Genomic DNA, 20,621 nt, shown 5'->3' on the forward strand with positions numbered 1-20,621 from the left:
CATCCTCCGGGGCAGGCTCAGGAGATTCCGAGCTCGTTCTCGATCACGCTGAACAGTTCTTCGTCGGTGGCGGAGCCGAGGCCCTCGGCGGACTGGTCGTGGACGCCGTCGGCTGAGGTGGTCCAGGAGCGCAGCAGCGCGCCGAGACGTTCCCCGATGGCCGTACGGGTGTCGGCGTCGACGTCGGCGGTGTGCAACCGGTCCGCGAGCCGGTCGAGTTCGGCGAGGACGCTCGGGGTGGAGTGGGCGGGGGCGAGCCGGGTGCGCAGTTCGGCGGCCAGGCCGGTGGGCGTGGGATGGTCGAAGACGAGGGTGGCCGGCAGGCGCAGCCCGGTCGCGGTGGCGAGCCGGTTGCGCAGTTCGACGGCGGTCAGCGAGTCGAAGCCGAGCTTCTTGAACTCCTGCGCCGCGTCGATCGCCTCGGCCGTGGCGTGTCCGAGGACGGTGGCCGCGTGGGTGCGGACCAGGTCGACCAGATACCGGTGTTGTTCGGTCTCGTCCATGCCGTCCAGGACCGCGCCCCCGGCGGGCCGCGCGGTGGGCCGTACGGTGTGGTGGGCCAGGTCGCGCAGCAGCGGTGTTACGGACGTGGGCTCGGCGGCGCGCAGCGCGGCGGTGTCGGGGTCGGCCGGGACGAGCACGGCGCCGCCGTGGGCGAGGGCCGCGTCGAACCGGGCCAGGCCTTCAGCGGGTTCGACCGGGCGGATGCCGTGTGCGGAGACCCGCCGTACGTCGGCCGCGTTCATCGCTCCGGTCATGCCGGAGGCCTGGGTCCACAGGCCCCAGACCAGGGAGGTGGCCGGAAGTCCCTGGCCGCGGCGGTGCTGGACGAGTGCGTCCAGATAGGCGTTGGCGGCGGCGTAGTTGCCCTGGCCTGGGCTGCCGAGGACGCCGGCGAGGGAGGAGAAGACCACGAACGCCGACAGGTCCGCGTCGCGGGTGAGCCGATGCAGGTTCCAGGCGGCGTCCACCTTGGCGCGCAGGACCCGGTCGAACTGTTCGGGGGTGAGCCGGTCCACGGTCGCGTCGTCGAGGACGCCGGCCGCGTGGACGACCGCGGTCAGCGGGTGCTCGGCCGGGATGCGGGCGACCAGGGCCGCCAGGTCGTCGGGGTCGGCGGCGTCACAGGCGGCGATGGTGACGTGGGCGCCCAACGCGGTGAGTTCCGCGTACAGTTCGGCCGCTCCAGGTGCCCGTTCGCCCTGCCGGCCGATGAGCAGCAGGTGCCGTACGGCGTGCCGGGTGACGAGGTGACGGGCGGTGAGGGCGCCGAGGGTGCCGGTGCCACCGGTGATCAGGACGGTGTGGGCGGGGGTGAGGCGCGGCGGGAGCACCACGGCCAGTTTGCCGGTGTGGCGGGCTTGGGCGAGGTGGCGGAAGGCTGCGGGTGTCCGGGCCGCGTCCCAGGTGGTGGTGGGCAGGGGGGTGAGAACGCCCCCGTCGAAGAGGTCGGCGAGTTCGCCGAGCATCTCTCCGATCCGGTCTGGTCCGGCGTCCAGCACCAGGTCGTACGGGTGGTAGGCGACTCCCGGGTGGTCGACGGCCAGGTCGGCGGCGGGCCGGATGTCGGTCTTGCCCATCTCGAGGAACCGTCCTCCGGGGCCGAGCAGCCGGAGCGAGGCGTCGACGAACTCGCGGGCGAGGGAGTTGAGCACCACGTCCACGCCCCGCCCGCCGGTCATGGCACGGAACCGGTCCTCGAACTCCAGGTCGCGGGAGGAGGCGAGGCGTTCACCGTCCAGGCCGAGGGCGCGGGCGGTGCCCCACTTGCCGGGGCTGGCGGTGCCGTACACCTCCAGGCCCCAGTGGCGGGCGAGTTGCAGGGCGGCCATGCCGACTCCGCCGGTGACGGCGTGGATCAGCAGGGACTCGCCCTGCTGTACGTCGGCGAGGTCGCGCAGCCCGTAGTAGGCGGTGAGGTAGACGACCGGGGCGCAGGCGGCCTGCGTGTAGGTCCAGCCGCGCGGGATCCTGCCCAGCAGGCGGTGGTCGGTGACCGCGAGGGGCGCGACGCCTCCGCGTGGGAACAGGCCCATCACGCGGTCGCCGGGTGCCAGTCCGGTCACGTCGGGGGCGACCTCGACGACGGTTCCTGCGGCTTCGCCGCCGATCGCGGCCTCGCCGGGGTACATTCCGAGGGCGATCAATGTGTCGCGGAAGTTCAGGCCGGCGGCGCGGACGGCGACGCGGACCTCGCCGGGTTCCAGGGGCCGGGTGTCGTCGGTGGAGGGGACAAGGGCGAGGTTCTCGAAGGTGCCCATGCCGGTGGTGTCGAGCTTCCAGTTGGACGCGTCGGCCGGCGGGGCGAGCCGCTCCTGTTCGCCGGTGCGGATCAGGCGAGGCAGCAGGACCTCGCCGCCCCGGATCGCGAACTGGGGTTCCTCGCCGCCGAGCGCGGCGGCCAGGAGCTCGGGTGCGGCATCCGGCGCGTCGAGGTCGGCCAGCACGAACCGCCCGGGGTGCTCGGACTGTGCGGTGCGCACCAGACCCCATACGGCGGCTGCGGCCGGGTTGTCCACCGTCTCCCCGGGTGCCGCGGCGACGGCACCGTGGGTGAGCAGGACGAGTCGGCTCTCCGCCAACTCGGGCGAGGCGAGGAACTGTTGTACGGCCGTCAGCGCGGTGAGGACGGTGGCCCTGGTGGTGTCCGGGGCTGCCGGATCGACCGGGGTCCCGGCAGCGGCGCCCGCCGGCGGGCCGGCCACCGCGTCGACGGACAGGAGGACGATCTCCGGCGCCGGCGCGCCGGACGCCACCTCGGCGCAGAGGTCGTCCAGGTGGCAGTGGCGGCGCGAGGCGTCGGCCGCCGGCCGGCTCGGGTCACCGAGCGGGACGTCCCCCAGGAGGGCCCAGGCGTCGACGGCCACCGGTGTGGCCTGCTCCAGGGCGGCCGGTCGCCAGTGCGGGGCGAGCAGCGCGTCGGGGCTGTGACGGCGGTCGGCGAGCCGCGCGGCGTCGGTGGCGCGCAGGGTGAGCGAGTCGGCGGTGAGCACCGGCGCTCCGGTGGCGTCGGTGAGCATGAGGGTGACCTGGTCGGGTCCGGTACGGCTGAGCTGGGCCCGGACGGCGGTGGCGCCGCCCGCGTGCAGCCGGACGCCGGCCCACGCGAAGGGCAGCCGGACGGTGTCCGGCCGGTCGCAGCAGAGCGCGTGCAGTACGGCGTCCAGCAGCGCGGGGTGGATGCCGTACCGTGCGGCCTCGGTGGCGGACGCGTCGGCCAGTTCGATCTCGGCGTACAGGTCGTCGCCGTCCTGCCACAGCGCCCGCAGGCCCTGGAAGGCGGGGCCGTAGCCGTACCCGGTTGCGGCCAGCCCGGCGTAGAAACCGTCCAGTTCGACCCGTCGGGCGCCGGTCGGCGGCCAGGTCGCGGGCGCGGGCGTGGGTGCGGGCACCCCGTCGTCCGGGGCGAGCACGCCGGAGGCGTGTCGCTGCCAGGGCAGGTCGTCTTCGGTGCGGGAGTGCACGGCGAAGGCGCGTCGCCCGCTGTCGTCGGCTGCCTCGGCCACCAGCTGGATCCGCAGCGAGCCGTGCTCGGGCAGAACGAGCGGTGCCTCCAGGGTGAGTTCGTCGACGCGCGGGCAGCGCACCTCGTCGCCGAGGCGGATGGCCAGTTCGAGCAGAGCGGCGCCGGGCAGCAGGACGGTGTCGAACACGGCGTGGTCGGCGAGCCAGGGCTGGGCGGTGGCCGAGAGCCGTCCGGTGAGGACCGTACCGCCGTCGGCGAGATCGACGGCGGCCCCCAGCAGCGGATGGCCAGCGGCGAGCAGCCCCAGTTCGGCCGCGTCGGACAGCGCCGACTCGGCTTCCAGCCAGAGGCGTTCCTCCTGGAACGGGTAGGTGGGCAGCTCGGCCGGGCGAGCGCCGTCCGCAGCGAGTCGGCCCCAGTGGACAGGGAGGCCGGCCAGGTGGGCGTGCCCGACGGCCTCGGTGAACTGCCGCAACCCGCCCTGGTCACGGCGCAGGGTGCCGAAGGCGGTGCCCGGCAGGTCGGCCGCGTCCAGCGTTTCCTGGATGCCCATCACCAGCACCGGGTGGGCGCTGACCTCGATGAACACGGTGTGGCCCGAGGCGGCGAGGGCCTGGGTGGCCGGGCCGAAGCGCACCGGGTGGCGCAGGTTGCGGTACCAGTAGTCGGCGTCGAAGGCGGTCGGCTCGGCCCAGTCGCCGGTGAGGGTGGAGAACACCGGGATCTCCGTGCTCATGGGGACGATCGGGGCGAGGGCGGTGCGGATCTCCTCCTCGATGGCCTCGACGTGGGCCGAGTGCGAGGCGTAGTCGACCGGTACGGCTCGGGCGCGTACGTCCTGTGCCAGGTACTCGGCGAGGATCTCCTCCAGCGCGGAGGCGTCGCCGGAGACCACGGTGGAGGAGGCGCCGTTGACGGCCGCCACTCCGGCACGGCCGGCCCAGGGTTCGAGGTCGGCGGCGACGCGCTCGGCGGCGAGCGGCACGGAGAGCATGCCGCCCTTTCCGGCGAGCGCCCTGATCGCCTTGCTGCGCAGCGCCACCACACGCGCCGCGTCCTCCAGACTCAACGCACCCGCCACACACGCCGCCGCGATCTCACCCTGCGAATGCCCCACCACAGCGGCCGGACGCACCCCGAACTCCCGCCACACCGCCGCCAGCGACACCATCACCGCGAACAGCACCGGCTGCACCACATCCACACGCTCCAGCGACGGCGCATCCGCCACCCCCCGCAGCACATCCACCACCGACCACCCGGTGAACGGCTCCAGCGCCGCCGCACACTCGGCAAGACGCTCCGCGAACACCGGCTCACCCGCCAGCAGCTCCCGGCCCATCCCCACCCACTGCGACCCCTGCCCCGGAAAGACGAACACCGCCTTGCCGCTGTGGTCGGGGACCACACCGGACACCACGTCGGCGGACGGCCTGTCCTGCGCGAGGGCTTCCAGCGCACCCAGCAGTTCGTCGCGGCCGGTGCCCAGGACGACGGCTCGGTGCCGGAACACCGTACGGGCGGTGGCCAGCGTGTACGCCGCGTCCCCGGCCCCGGTCTCGGGCCGCGCCGTCAGGTGCGCGTGCAGCCGGGCCGCCTGCTCCCGCACCGCCTCCGGCGAGCGCGCCGACAGCAACAGCGGCAGCGTCGTCTCTTCCCGCGGGGCGGCGGAGTCCTCGTCGGGGGCCTGCTCAAGGATCAGGTGGGCGTTGGTGCCGCTGATCCCGAAGGAGGACACCGCGGCCCGGCGCGGGCCGGAGGACTGCCACTCCTGGGGTTCGGTCAGGAGCCGGACCGTACCCGCGGACCAGTCCACGTGCGGAGAGGGCTCGTCCACATGCAGCGTCCGCGGCAACTCGCCGTGACGGATGGCCTCCACCATCTTGATCACACCACCGACACCAGCCGCGGCCTGCGTGTGACCGATGTTCGACTTCAACGACCCCAGCCACAACGGCCGGTCCACGGACCGCTCCCGGCCGTACGTGGCGATCAGCGCCTCCGCCTCGATCGGATCACCGAGTGACGTGCCCGTGCCGTGCGCCTCCACCACGTCCACCTCGGCCGCCGACACACCCGCGTCCGCCAACGCCTGCCGGATCACCCGCTGCTGCGCCGGACCGTTCGGCGCGGTGAGCTGGCTGCTGGCCCCGTCCTGGTTGACGGCGCTGCCCCGGATCACCGCCAGGACGGGGTGCCCGTTGCGGCGTGCGTCCGACAGCCTCTCGAGGAGCAGCAGCCCGGCGCCCTCGCTCCAGCCGGTGCCGTCGGCCCGCGCGGAGAAGGCCTTGCAGCGACCGTCGGGGGCGAGTCCTCGCTGGCGGCTGAATTCCACGAAGGTGTTGGGGGTGGCCATCACGGTCACCCCGCCGGCGAGGGCGAGGGCGCACTCGCCGCGCCGCAGCGCCTGGGCGGCCAGGTGGATCGCGACGAGCGAGGACGAGCACGCCGTGTCCACCGTCACCGCCGGGCCCTGGAGGCCGAAGGTGTAGGCGATCCGGCCGGAGGCGATGCTGGCGGCGCTGCCCTGTACGAGGTAGCCCTCGAACTCTTCGGAGGGCTGGTGGATGCGGGTGCCGTAGTCGCTGTACATGACACCGGTGAACACACCCACCTGTTCGCCGCGGAGGGCGGCGGGCAGGATACCGGCGCGCTCCACCGTCTCCCAGGCGAGGGTGAGCAGCACGCGCTGCTGCGGGTCGACGGCGAGTGCCTCTCGTGGCGAGATGCCGAAGAACCCGGCGTCGAAGTGACCGGCGTCGTACAGGAAGCCGCCCTGGCGGGTGGCGGACTTGCCGAGGCTGTCGGGGTCGGGATCGTACAGCTCGTCCACGCCCCAGCCACGGTCGGCGGGGAACTCCCCGATGGCGTCGTGCCCGTCGGCCACCGTCCGCCACAGATCGCCCGGGGTACGGACGTCACCGGGGTACCGGCAGGACATGGCGACGAGGGCGATCGGCTCACGCCTGTCCGACTCGACCTGCTGGAGTCGGCGTCGGGCCTCCTGAAGGTCCGTCGTCGCCCGCTTGAGATAGGCGCGGAGCTTGTCCTCGTCCGCCATCGGCGATCCACTCTCCTCAGGGTGTGCGGCGGGTGGGCCGTCCCGTTCCGGGCGGCAGCCACGCGGTTCGTTCACGGTAGATCGGTGGTCTTGGCGGCTCCTTAGCCGTCGCTAAAGCCGGCGACCGCGACCACCACCTGGTCATTCGGGGGTTTCGAGGGTGCCGTCGAGCAGGCGAAACAGCTCCTCGTCGCTGGCGTCGTCGATCGCGTCGGGGACCGGGCCGCAGTCGGGCTCGTGCTCCGGCCCGCGCAGCCTGCCCAGGAACTGCTGGAGTCTCACCACGACCTCGCTGCGGGTCTCCGGGTCCGCGGCCAACTCGGCCAGCTCGGTCTCCCAGCGTTCGAACGCGGCCGTCCATGTGCGGTCGGTGCCGTCCGGGAGCAGTTCGGCGAGCAGGTGATCGGCCAGACTCGTGACGGTGGGGTGGTCGAAGACGGCGGTGGTCCGCAGTTGCAGTCCGGTGAGCGTGCCGAGCCGACGCCGTAGTTCGACAGCGGTCAGCGAGTCAACGCCCATGTCGAGGAAGCCCCGCTCGGTGTCGATGCCGTCGGCCGTCTCGAAGCCCAGCACGCGGGCCAGTTCGGCGCGGACCAGATCCCGTGCGGCCGGGTGGCGGTCCTGCTCCGGGAGGCGGCGCAGCCGGTCGGCGAACGCTTCGTCGGTGGACCCGGCCCGGGTGGTCTCCCGCGCCGGGTGCCGGGTGGCGCGCACCAGGCCGGACAGCAGGGCTGGCGGTTCCTCCCCGGAGGCCTGCAACGCGGCCAGGTTCAGGTGCACCGGCGCCAGCACGGGCCGGTCGAGGGCCAGCGCGGTGTCGAACAGCCGCAGGCCCTGGGCGTCGCCGATGCCGGCGATGCCGGACCGCTTGAGCCTGGCCAGCGCGCCCGCGTCGAGTGCGCCGCCCATGCCGCTCTCCCGTTCCCAACAAGCCCCAGGCGAGGGACACGGCCGGCCGGCCGCTCGCCCGGCGGTACTGGGCGAGCGCGTCCAGGAAGGCGTTGCCCGCCGCGTAGTTGCCCTGCCCTGCGGTACCGAGGGTGCCGGCGACGGAGGAGAACAGGACGAAGGCGGTGAGCGGGATGTCCTGGGTCAGCAGGTGGAGGTTCCAGGCGGCGTCCACCTTGGCGGACAGGACGGTGTGCAACTGCCGGGTGGTCATGGTGGCGACGGTCGCATCGTCGAGGACGCCAGCCGCATGTACGACGGCGGTCAGCGGTTGCTCGGCGGGGATGCCCGCGAGCAGGTCCGTCAGGGCCGCCCGGTCCGCCACATCACACGCGGCGACAGTCACCTCGGCACCCGACCCGCGCAACTCCGCAGCCAGTTCTGCCGCTCCCGGAGCCTCCAACCCCCGGCGACTGGTCAACAGCAGACGCCGTACGCCGTACTCGGCGACCAGATACCGAGCGAACAACGCGCCCAGCCCACCGGTACCGCCGGTGACCAGCACCGTGCCGTCGCCGCCCCACTCCGCCGGGGCCTGCTCGGCCGGCGCGGCGGTCCGGGTGAGCCGCGGGACCCGGACGGTACCGCCGCGCACCGCGAGCTGGGGTTCGCCCGCCGCCAGGGCCGCGGCCACGGTACGGCCGGGCAGCTCCGCCCCGTCCGTGTCCAGCAGCAGGAACCGGCCGGGTTCCTCGGCCTGCGCGCTGCGCACCAGCCCCCACATTGCCGCGGTGGCCGGGTCCGGAACCTCGCCATCACGGGTGGCGACCGCCGACCGGGTGACCAGGACCAGGCGGCTGTCCGCCGTGGCCGGCTCGGCGAGCCACCGCTGCACCAGCGCGAGGGTGTCGGCGAGTGCCGCTCCGGCCGCCGCCGGGACATCCGGTTCGTCGGGCGCCGGTCCGGCCGACAGCAGGACCATGCCGGGAGCCGGGGCGCCCGCTGCGATCGAGGCCAGCAGCGACTCGAGGTCCTCGTGGCGCCGAACCGGGGCGCCGGCGTCGCGCGGCTCGGGCAGGGGACCTACGACCGCCCAGGGGCGCGCCGGTTCCGGCGTGCCGGGAGCCTCGAAGGCACTGGCGGGCGGAGTGGTCCACTCGACGCCGAACAGCATGCCACGCACGGCCGTGTCGGCGAGCCGGTCGGCCGCGACCTTCCGCAGGGTGAGCGAGGCCACGGTCAGCAGAACGGCGCCCGCGGCGTCGGTCAGGGTGACGGACACTTCGTCCACGCCGACCCGGCCCAGCCGGACCCGTACGCTCCCTCCCTCCGCCCGGGCACGGTGTGAGACACCGCGCAGGCCGAAGGGCAGCCATACACTCCCGGGCCGGTCGGACGTCTCGTCGAACAGATCGAGCAACAGCGGGTGCAGGGCACCGTCCAGCAGAGCGGGGTGAACCGTGTGTCCGTCGGCCGACGGAGCGGCCTCCGGGAGCCGGACCTCGGCCAGCAGGTCGTCGCCGAGCCGCCACAGCGCCTGAAGTGTCTGGAAGGCGGGCCCGTAGGCGTACCCGAGTTCGGACAGCCGGGGGTAGACCTTGTCGAGCGCCACGGGGACCGCGTCCGGCGGCGGCCAGACTCCGGCCGCGACCGGATCGGCGGGCGGCGGAGCCGGTACGGGGCTGAGAACACCCGTCGCGTTCGTGGTCCAGGGGGCGTCTGGCTCGGCGTCGCCGGGCCGGGAGTGCACTCCCAGCGGCCGCCGCCCCGAGTCCTTCGGCTGACCGACGATCAACTGCACGTCCACAGCACCCTGTTCCGGCAGGACCAGCGGGGCCTCCAACTCCAGTTCCTCGACGGACGAGCACCCGCTCGAGACGGCCGCGTGCAGCGCCAGGTCGAGCAGGGCCGCGCCGGGCAGCAGCACCGCGCCACCCACGGCATGGTCGGCCAGCCACGGCTGCGCCGCCACCGACAGCCGCCCGGTCAGCACCAGCTCCTGCCGAGCCGCCAGCGCGACAGCGGCGCCGAGGAGGGGGTGGCCTGTGGTATCGAGCCCGAACCGGTCGGCCCCGCCGGCCTGCGCGGAGGCATCCAGCCAGTAACGACGCCGCTGGAATGCGTACGTCGGCACATCAACCACCCGGGCACCAGCCAGCTGCACCGACCAGTCCACGTCCACACCGTGCGTGTGCAGCGTGGCCAACGCGCCACATACCGTCGACGCCTCGTCCCGGTCCCGACGGGCCGCAGCCACGGCCAGCGTCCCCGCCTCCGTACTGCTCAATACCGCTCCGGTCAGCGCCGCGTCCGGACCCAACTCCAGGTAGGCGGTGACGCCCTCGGCCTCCAACGCCCGGATACCGTCGAGGAATCGGACCGGCTCACGGATCTGCCGCACCCAGTACTCCGGATCCGACCACTGCCCCGCATCCACCCGCCCCGACAGCGTCGACGCCACCACCAACGAGGGTCGCCCCCACGTCACCCGGCGCACCACAGCGGCGAACTCCTCCAGCACACCGTCCATGTGGGCGGAGTGGAACGCATGACTGACCCGCAACCGACGCGTGCGACACCCCCGCCCCTCCAACGCCTCAGCGGCCGCCAGCACCGCCGCCTCGTCCCCCGAAATCACCACCGCCGCCGGGCCGTTGACCCCCGCGATCGACACCCCCTCGCCGAGGACGGCCACGACCTCCGCCTCCGGCGCCTCCACCGCGACCATGGCCCCGTCGGCACGCGCCGCGCCCATCAGCCGGCCACGAGCCGCCACCACCGCACAGGCATCCGCCAGCGACACCACACCCGCCACACACGCCGCAGCCAACTCCCCCACCGAATGCCCCACCACCGCATCCGGCCGCACCCCGAAGGACTCCACCAGCCGGAACAACGCCACCTCGAACGCGAACAACGCCGGCTGCGTCACCTCCGTCCGATCCAGCACCTCACCCGGACCCTCGAACATCACCTCCCGCAACGACCGCCCCAACAGCGGATCCACAAACCCGCACACCTCATCCAACGCCGCCGCGAACACCGGGAACGACCCATACAACTCCCGCCCCATCCCCACCCGCTGAGCACCCTGACCGGTGAACACAAACGCCGTCCGCCCCCTGGCAACGGCCTCCCCATGAACCACACCAGGCACATCCCGCCCCTCGGCAACAGCCTCAAGGCCACGGAGAAGCTCGTCACGATCCGCGCCGAGGACAACAGCTCGGTGCTTCATCGGGACGCGGGTGGTCAGCAGGGAGAGTGCCACGTCCGCCGGATCGAGGCCGGCGTCGGCGCTGAGAGCCTGGCGGAGTCGGCCGCTCTGGGCACGCAGTGCGGCAGGTGTACGGGCCTGGAGAACGAGCGGACGTACGGCGCCCGGTGTCGGAGCCGGTGCGGGGGTGGGCTCCACGGGCTCGGCTTCCTCGACGATGACATGGGCGTTGGTGCCGCTGATCCCGAACGAGGACACCCCGGCCCTGCGCGGACCGTCCGAAACCCACTCCCGGGACTCGGCCAACAGCCGGACCGTACCCGCCGACCAGTCCACATGCGGCGAAGGCTCATCCACATGCAACGTCCGCGGCAGCTCACCCCGACGGACCGCCTCCACCATCTTGATCACACCACCGACACCCGCAGCCGCCTGCGCATGCCCGATGTTCGACTTCAACGAACCCAGCCACAAAGGCCGATCCGCCGACCGCGCCGCACCATACGTCGCGATCAGCGCCTCCGCCTCGATCGGATCACCCAACCTCGTTCCCGTACCATGCGCCTCCACCACATCCACCTCGGCCGCCGACACACCCGCATCCGCCAACGCCTGCCGAATCACCCGCTGCTGAGCCGGACCGTTCGGCGCCGTCAACCCGTTCGACGCACCATCCTGATTGACCGCACTCCCCCGAATCACCGCCAACACCCGATGACCATTGCGCCGCGCATCCGACAACCGCTCGACCAGGAGCACGCCGACGCCTTCGCTCCAGGTAGTGCCGTTGGCGCCGGCGGCGAAGGAGCGGCAGCGGCCGTCGGGGGAGAGTGCCCGCTGGCGGCTGAACTCCACGAAGGTGTTGGGGGTGGCCATCACCGTCACACCACCGGCGAGGGCGAGGGTGCACTCACCGCGCCGGAGCGCCTGCGCAGCCAGATGGAGGGCCACGAGCGAGGACGAGCACGCCGTGTCCACCGTCACCGCCGGGCCCTCCAGACCGAAGGTGTACGCGATACGGCCGGAGATCACGCTCCCGGTGCTACCGGTGAGCAGGTAGCCCTCGTACTCCTCGGGTGCCTTGGCGATGCGCGACCCGTAGTCGCTGTACATGGCGCCGACGAAGACGCCGGTGCGGCTGCCGCGAAGGGTGCCGGGGTCGAGCCGGGCGTGCTCCAGGCTCTCCCAGACGGTTTCCAGCAGCAGCCGCTGCTGGGGGTCGATCGGTACGGCCTCACGCGGGGAGATGGCGAAGAACTCGGCGTCGAAGCGGTCGGCGTCGTGCAGGAAACCGCCCTGGCGGCAGTACGTGGTGCCGGCGTGCTCGGGGTCCGGGTCATGGAGGGAGTCCAGGTCCCAGCCGCGGTTGGTCGGGAACCCGGTGATCGCGTCCCGGCCGTCTGCGACCAGCCGCCACAGGTCCTCGGGGCTGTCGACGCCTCCGGGATAGTGGCAGGCCATGCCGATGACGGCGATCGGTTCGTCGTCGGAGACGACAGGGGAGGTGGTCTCCTCCCCGGCGCCGGACGGTGTCGTTCCCGGGATGAGGTCGAGCAGCAGTTCGACCAGTGCGTCGGGCGTGGGGTGGTCGAAAACCACGGTTGCTGGGAGCCGTGTGCCCGCGAGGGAGTTCAGGCGGTTGCGCAGTTCGACACCGGTGAGCGAGTCGAATCCGAGTTCACGGAAGGAGAGTTGGGCGTCGACGGTCTGCTGGTCCCCGTGGCCGAGCACAGAGGCCACCGTGGAAAGCACCAACTCCTTTGCATTTCTCCGGCGTTCGTCCGCCTCGAGGGCGGCGAGCCGCCGGAGCCAGGAGCGCTCGCCGGAAGTCGTGTTGCCGACCTGCGGCCGGGCCGCCCGGCGGACCGTCGGCCGGAGCATCGAGGGGAGGAGTCCGGCCTCGAACCGGGCGCGCATCGCCACCGTGTCCAGCCGTGCGGGCACGAGCAGCGCCTGGTCGGCGGCGAGCGCCGCGTCGAACAGGGCGAGCCCCAGCTCGACGTCGAGCGGTTCCAGCCCGTTCCGGCGCCAGCGGGACAGTTCGGTTTCCGTCAGGCTCGCGCCCATGCCCTCGGCGCTGTTCCACAGACTCCACGCCAGGGAGACGCCGGGCAGTCCCAGGCCCCGTCGGTGGTGGGCGAGCGCGTCCAGGAAGGTGTTGGCGGCGGCGTAGTTGGCCTGGCCTGCGTTTCCGATCTGGCCGACGATCGAAGAGAACAGGATGAAGGCGGTGAGCGGACTGTCCTGGGTCAGCAGGTGGAGGTTCCAGGCGGCGTCCGCCTTGGGCCGCAGGACGGCGGCACAGCGTTCAGGGGTCAGCGTCTCCAGGGTTCCGTCGTCGAGGACGCCGGCCGCGTGCACGACCGCGGTCAGCGGATGCTCGGCGGGGACCGTCTCCAACAGCGCTGCCAGCGCCGCCCGGTCCGCCACGTCACATGCGGCGACGGTCACCTCGGCACCCGACGCACGCAACTGCGCGGCCAGTTCCTCCGCCCCAGGAGCCTCCAACCCCCGGCGACTGGTCAACAGCAGACGCCGTACGCCCCGCTCGGCGACCAGATGCCGGGCGAACAGCGCGCCCAGCCCACCCGTACCGCCGGTGATCAGCACCGTGCCGTTACTGTCGAACTCCATCGGTTCGCCGCCGGCGCGGGCGGTGGTCAGGCGGGGCGCGTGGGGCACGCCGGCACGTATCGCAAGCTGCGGCTCGCCGCCCGCCAGGGCAGCGGTCAGGGCCTCTGCCGACGCGTTCGTGTCGTCGACGTCCACTAGGACGAACCGACCTGGGTGTTCCGTCTGCGCCGTGCGCAGCAGGCCCCACAGCGCGGCGCCCGCCGGATCGGGGACAGTGTCCTCGGACACGGCACCGATCGCGCCCCGCGTCACAACGACGAGCCGGGCATTGGCGAACCGCTCCTCGGCCAGCCAGTCCTGGACCAGTTCCAGCACCCGGCCCACACCGAGGGCCGCGTCGGCCGCCGGTTCCTCGCCGCCGACCGGTCCGCACACGACGACCACCGTGTCCGGCACCGGTCCTCCGTCGGCGATCAGCGCACCGAGCCCGTCACACCTGGGCAGGTCCGGCACCAGCACGGCCCCGGCGGGCCGCTCACCGCATCGTCCGGCTTCGGCCCCGGCTTCGGCTTCGGCTTCGGCTTCGGCTTCGGCTTCGGCTTCGGCTTCGGCTTCGGCTTCGGCTTCGGCTTCGGCTTCGGCTTCCACAACGACCCAGCCGCCGGTCTGTGGCTGCCCCGTGGACACCGGCGACCAGAGAACACGGTGCAGTGAGTCGTCGACGCCCGCGGTCCGGCGGCGGACCGGTGTCGAGGGGCGCAGCACCAGCGAGTCGATGCTCAGCACCGGCGCGCCGGTGCTGTCGGCCGCGGCGAGGGACACGGTGTCCGCTCCGGCCGGCGACCAGCGCACCCGTAGGGCTGTGGCCCCGGTCGCGTGCAGCCGCACGCCGTTCCAGGAGAAGGGGAGCAGCATCCTGTCCTCGGGCTGGGTCAGTACGACGGGATGCAGCGCGGCGTCGAGGAGCGCGGGGTGGATGCCGAGCCGCCCCGCCTCACCGTCCGGACCAGCGGGCAGACGTACCTCCGCGTACAGCTCCTCACCCTGTCGCCACAGCGCGTGCAGGCCCTGGAACGCCGGGCCGTACGAGTATCCGCGCGACTCCAGTTCGTCGTAGGCGCGATCCGTCGGTACGGGGGTCGCGCCGGGCGGCGGCCAGTCGGTGAGCCCGGTGACCACGGCGGGTCGCGCGGTGTCCAGCATGCCCGTGGCGTGCCGGGTCCACTCGCCGGACCCGGTGGCGGAGTACACGCCGAAGGTGCGACGGCCCTCCGCGTCGGGCCGGCTCACAGCGGCCTGGAGACGCACGGCAGCACGGTCGGGCATCACCAGCGGGCTCTCGATGGTCAGCTCGGCCACGCTGTCACAGCCCGCGTGGTCGGCCGCGGCCAGCGCGAACTCCAGGAAAACGGTCCCGGGCAGCAGCACGGCACCGGCGATGGTGTGGTCGGCCAGCCAGCCATGCGTACCGAGATCGAGCCGGCCCGTCAGCAACAGGCCTCCGTCCTCGGCCGGTTCGACGGCGGCGCCGAGGAGGGGGTGACCGGTGGCATGGAGCCCGAACCGGTCGGCACCGCCGACCCCATGGGAGGCAGCCAGCCAATATCGACGCCGCTGGAAGGCATACGTCGGAACATCCACGACACGCGCACCGGCGAGCAGCGGCGACCAGTCGACGGTCACGCCGTGGGTGTGCAATACCGCCAGCGCGGCGAACACCGTGGCCGTTTCGCCGCGGTCACGGCGCACAGCAGCCACCGCCGGCGTTTCCGACTCCGGGTCCGTCAGGCAGGCCGGGACCGCCCCGGTCAGCGCCGCGTCCGGACCCAACTCCAGATAAGCCGTGACGCCCTCGGCCTCCAACGCCCGGATACCGTCGAGGAATCGGACCGGTTCACGGATCTGCCGCACCCAGTACTCCGGATCCGACCACTGCCCCGCATCCACCCGCCCCGACAGCGTCGACGCCACCACCAACGAGGGTCGCCCCCACGTCACCCGGCGCACCACCGCGGCGAACTCCTCCAGCACACCGTCCATGTGGGCGGAGTGGAACGCATGGCTGACCCGCAGCCGACGCGTGCGATACCCCCGCCCCTCCAACGCCTCAGCGGCCGCCAGCACCGCCGCCTCGTCCCCCGAAATCACCACCGCCGCCGGGCCGTTGACCCCCGCGATCGACACCCCCTCGCCGAGGACGGCCACGACCTCCGCCTCCGGCGCCTCCACCGCGACCATGGCCCCGTCGGCACGCGCCGCGCCCATCAGCCGGCCACGAGCCACGACCACCGCGCACGCATCCGCCAGCGACACCACACCCGCCACACACGCCGCAGCCAACTCCCCCACCGAATGCCCCACCACCGCATCCGGCCGCACCCCGAAGGACTCCACCAGCCGGAACAACGCCACCTCGAACGCGAACAACGCCGGCTGCGTCACCTCCGTCCGATCCAGCACCTCACCCGGACCCTCGAACATCACCTCCCGCAACGACCGCCCCAACAGCGGATCCACAAACCCGCACACCTCATCCAACGCCGCCGCGAACACCGGGAACGACCCATACAACTCCCGCCCCATCCCCACCCGCTGAGCACCCTGACCGGTGAACACAAACGCCGTACGAGCAGCCCCCACCACACTCCCCGCCACCACACCCGGCACCCGCCGGCCCTCAGCCAGAGCACGCAGTGCGGCAAGGAAGTCGTCCGTCCCACCCGCGACGACCACCGCGCGGTGGTCGAAAGCGGCCCGGGTGGTCAACAGGGCGTGTCCGATGTCGGCGAGACCTGCCCCAGCCGACAGAAGAGGCAACCGGTCGGCAAGCCGACGGGCCTGCTCGCGCAGCGCGTCGGCGCTCCGCGCGGAAAGCACCCAGGGCAGCAGGGCGCCGGCGGGCGGGTCCGCAAGAGCGGATCGTTCGGCGTCCGGAGCTTGTTCGAGGATCAAGTGGGCGTTGGTGCCGCTGATCCCGAACGAGGACACCCCGGCCCTGCGCGGACCGTCCGAAACCCACTCCCGGGACTCGGTCAGCAGTTGGACCGTGCCCGCCGACCAGTCCACATGCGGCGAAGGCTCATCCGCATGCAACGTCCGCGGCAGCTCACCCCGACGGACCGCCTCCACCATCTTGATCACACCACCGACACCCGCAGCCGCCTGCGCATGCCCGATGTTCGACTTCAACGAACCCAGCCACAACGGCCGATCCGCCGACCGCGCCGCACCATACGTCGCGATCAGCGCCTCCGCCTCGATCGGATCACCCAACCTCGTTCCCGTACCATGCGCCTCCACCACGTCCACCTCGGCCGCCGACACACCCGCGTCCGCCAACGCCTGCCGGATCACCCGCTGCTGAGCCGGACCGTTCGGCGCCGTCAACCCGTTCGACGCACCATCCTGATTGACCGCACTCCCCCGAATCACCGCCAACACCCGATGACCATTGCGCCGCGCATCCGACAACCGCTCCAGGACCAGGAGCCCTGCCCCCTCGGCCCATGCCGTGCCGTCCGCGCCCGCCGCGAACGCCTTGCAGCGGCCGTCCGGGGCAAGCCCGCGCTGGCGGCTGAACTCCACGAACATGCCCGGTGTAGCCATCACCGTCACACCGCCGGCGAGGGCGAGAGCGCACTCACCGCGCCGCAACGCCTGCACCGCCAGGTGGATCGCGACGAGGGACGACGAGCACGCCGTGTCCACCGTCACCGCCGGGCCCTCCAGACCGAACGTGTACGCGATACGGCCGGACATCACGCTGGCGGTGCTGCCGGTCAGCAGGTAGCCGCCCGCTTCCTGGTCCGCCTCGTGCAGGCGGGGGCCGTAGTCCAGGGCGGTTCCGCCGACGAACACGCCAGTGCGGGTGCCACGCAGCTTCTCGGGGACGATGCCCGCGCGTTCGAGCGACTCCCACGCGGTTTCCAGCAGCAGCCGTTGCTGGGGATCCATGGCTGTGGCCTCGCGGGGCGAGATGCCGAAGAACGCGGCGTCGAAGTGGCCTGCCTCGGCCAGGAAGCCGCCAGCCCTTGTGTAGGTGGTGCCGGGGCGCTCGGGGTCGGGGTCGTGGAGGCCGCCCAGGTCCCAGCCCCGGTCGGTGGGAAAGGAGCCGATGGCATCCCGGCCGTCGGCGACCAGCCGCCACAGGTCCTCGGGGCCGTGCACGCCGCCGGGGAGGCGGCAGCCGATTCCGACGATGACCACAGGATCGTTCGTGGCCGCCGTGATCGTGGCCGTGTCCGGTTCGGCTCCGTGCGAGTCGGCCGGGTCGGCGGGGTCCGACAGATACTGCGTCAGCCGGCGGGCCAGTTCGGCAGGCGTGGGGTGGTTGAACAGCAGCCCGGACTCCAGGGTGAGGCCGGTGGCCTCGCTCAACCGGTCCCGGAGCTCGACTGCGAGCAGCGAGTCGAAACCGAGGTCCCGGAACGGCCGGGTGGGGTCGACGGAGGCGGCCGTGCCGTGGCCGAGGACGATGGCAGCGCAGGAGCACACCAGATCGAGCATGGCGCGCTCCTGGTCCGCAGCATCGGTCCGGGACCCTGCCGACGCCTCGGAAGCGGAGTCGGCATGATCCTGCCCGGCGGCCGGATCGGCCCGCGTCGGCTCCGGGGCGGGCAACGGCGCCACGTTCTCGCCTTGGGCGGGCTGCCCGAGCGGAGGGGCCTCGTCGTCACCGTACCAGTGCCGCCGACGCTGAAAGGCGTAGCCCGGCAAGGGGACGCGCCGGGCACCCGTGCCCTCGAACAGGTTCTCCCAGTCCGGCGCGTGGCCGTGGACGTGAAGTCCGGCGAGCGCGGTGAGCAGGGCCTCCGGCTCGGACGCGGACGACCGGCGCATGGTCGGCAGCAGGACGGCCTGTCGGCCCCGCAGGCACTCGCGGCCCATGGCGGTGAGGACACCGTCGGGACCGATCTCCAGGAAGGCGGTGGTGCCGCCCTCTAGGAGCGTAGCGATGCCGGCCTCGAAGCGCACCGCGGATCGTACGTGCCGTACCCAGTAGTCGGGCGAGCACAGCTGCTCGGGGGTCGCGGGCAGGCCCGTGACGTCGGAGACGACGGGGATGCGCGGCGGGGCGTAGGTCAGTCCGGCAGCGACGGCGCGGAACTCCTGCAGCATGGCGTCCATGTGCGGGGAGTGGAACGCGTGGCTGACGCGCAGCCGTCGCGTCCGGCGGCCGAGTGCGGCCACGGCTGCGGCGACCTCCTCGACGGCGGTCTCATCGCCCGATACGACGACGGCACGCGGGCCGTTGACGGCGGCGATGCCGGCCTGTCCGTCCCGGCCCTCCAGCAGCGGCAGTACCTCCTGCTCCGAGGCTTCCAGCGCGGCCATGGCCCCGCCGGGCAGCGCCTCCATCAGCCGCCCGCGGGCGGTCACGAGAGTCGCCGCGTCAGTCAGGTCCAGCACGCCGGAGACGTGGGCGGCGGCCAGTTCGCCGACCGAGTGGCCGAGCAGGCGGCCGGGGGTGACACCCCAGGTCTCCAGCAGGCGGAACAGCGCCACCTCCACGGCGAACAGGGCGGGCTGGGTGTAGCCGGTGCGGTCCAGCAGGGCGGCCTCGGGGGTGCCCTCGGGCGCGAACAGCACGTCCTTGAGGGGGCGTTCCAGGTGCGGGTCGAGTACGGCGCAGGCGCGGTCGAGCGCTTCGGTGAAGGCGGGATGGGTGCGGTACAACTCGGATCCCGCTCCTGCCCGTTGGCTGCCCTGTCCGGAGAAGAGGTAGGCGAGACCACCGGTGTGGGCAGTGGTTCCGGTGACAGTGCCGGGTGCGGCCTCGCCGCGGGCCAGGGCCGCGAGGCCGCCGAGCAGTCGCTCGGGCTCGGAGCCGACCACGGCGGCCCGGTGCTCGAACTGGGTGCGGGTGGTGGCCAGGGAGTAACCGACATCGGCTGGATGGGGCGTTGTGGCCTCGGCGGAAAGCCGCGCGTGCAGTCTGGCCGCCTGCTCCCGCAGCGCCTCGGGCCCGCGTCCGGCCAGCGGCCACACCACCGGGCGCCCGTCACGGGCCGCCCTGTCGGGCTCGTGTACGTCGCTCCGCTGCGCCGCCTCCGTCCGCGCGGGTGCCTCCGACACCACCACATGGCAGTTGGTGCCGCCCATTCCGAAGGAGCTGACGCCGGCGACGAGGGGCGCGTCCGGGCGGGGCCAGTCGCTGAGCTCGCGCTTGACGGTGAGGCCGAGTTCGGTGAGCGGGATGCGCGGATTGGGGGTGCGGAAATGGAGGCTGGGGGGCAGCTGGCGGTGCCGGATGCTCAGGAGTGTCTTCAGCAGGCCGGCGATGCCCGCGGCGCCTTCGAGGTGGCCGACGTTGGTCTTGACCGAACCGACCGCCAGCGGGACCTGGCGGCCCCGGCCCAGGGCCGCACCGAGAGCGGCTGCCTCGATCGGGTCACCGACCCTGGTGCCGGTTCCGTGCAGTTCGACGTACTGGACGTGCTCGGGGCGGATTCCGGCTCGCCGGTGGGCAGCCTCCACGACGCGCTGCTGGGCCGCCTGGTCGGGCACCGTCAGTCCGGGAGTGGCACCGTCGTTGTTCACGGCGCTGCCCAGCAGGACACCGTGGATCTCGTCGCCGTCGGCGAGGGCGCGGGCCAGCGGCTTGAGCAGGACCAGGCCGCCGCCCTCGCCGCGTACGTAGCCGTCGGCGTCGGCGTCGAAGGTGGCGCAGCGTCCGTTCGGGGAGAGGCCGCCGAAGCGGGACGCCTCGACTGTGCCGGCCAGGGTGAGGTTGAGATTGACGCCGCCCGCAATCGCGAGGTCGCATTCGGTGCGGCGCAGGCTCTCGCAGGCCAGATGGACGGCGACCAGCGCGGAGGACTGTGCCGTGTCGACGGCCAGGCTGGGCCCGTGCAGGCCGAGCGCGTAGGAGACCCGGTTGGCTAGCACTCCCCGGTTCAGACCGGTCGCGGAGTGCGGGGTGACGGCGCCGGTTCCGCGGCGCTGGAGCAGTGCGGCGTAGTCGTCGTGCATCGCGCCGACGAAGACGCCGGTGCGGCTGCCGGCCAGGCCGGCGGGCAGGATCCCGGCGTCCTCCAGGACCTCCCAGGCGAGTTCGAGGACCAGCCGCTGTTGCGGGTCGACAGCGGCGGCCTCGCGCGGGGACATGCTGAAGAACTCGGCGTCGAAGGCGTCGACCTGGTCGAGGAAACCGCCGCGGGCGGCTCCGGTGACGGCGTCCGGCGCTAGGTCCCCGAGAGCGTCGGCCTGCCAACGGCCGGGCGGTGGCGGGCTGATGGCGTCGCGGCCGGTCCGCAGAAGGTTCCAGAGCGCGGCCGGATCGGGGGCCTGCGGGAGCCGGCAGGAGAGGCCGACCACTGCGATCGCCTCCTGCTCGGCCGGCCCCGCCTGATCCGTCGGGAAACCGTCGGAAAAACTCGTCTTCGCCACGGTGGCTCACTGCTCCCTCTGGTGCC

General features: G+C 72.9%; 3 protein-coding genes. All 3 read right to left on the reverse strand.

The window, feature by feature from the left end:
• Positions 1–17: 17 nt before the first annotated feature.
• On the reverse strand, positions 18–6,602 hold the full coding sequence (locus QF032_RS01175; RefSeq protein ID WP_373430273.1) for an SDR family NAD(P)-dependent oxidoreductase: 6,585 nt from the start codon (positions 6,600–6,602) through the stop codon (positions 18–20).
• 66 nt (positions 6,603–6,668) lie between these two features.
• Positions 6,669–7,100 carry an acyl carrier protein gene (locus QF032_RS01180; RefSeq protein WP_307054468.1) on the reverse strand — a complete coding sequence of 144 codons (432 nt, stop codon included), beginning with the start codon at positions 7,098–7,100 and terminating at the stop codon, positions 6,669–6,671.
• Positions 7,036–20,595 carry an SDR family NAD(P)-dependent oxidoreductase gene (locus QF032_RS01185; RefSeq protein WP_307054470.1) on the reverse strand — a complete coding sequence of 4,520 codons (13,560 nt, stop codon included), beginning with the start codon at positions 20,593–20,595 and terminating at the stop codon, positions 7,036–7,038. The genes QF032_RS01180 and QF032_RS01185 overlap by 65 nt, the downstream gene beginning before the upstream one ends.
• Positions 20,596–20,621: the final 26 nt, after the last annotated feature.

The organism is Streptomyces achromogenes, assembly GCF_030816715.1.
In the GTDB taxonomy this organism is placed as follows: domain Bacteria; phylum Actinomycetota; class Actinomycetes; order Streptomycetales; family Streptomycetaceae; genus Streptomyces; species Streptomyces achromogenes_A.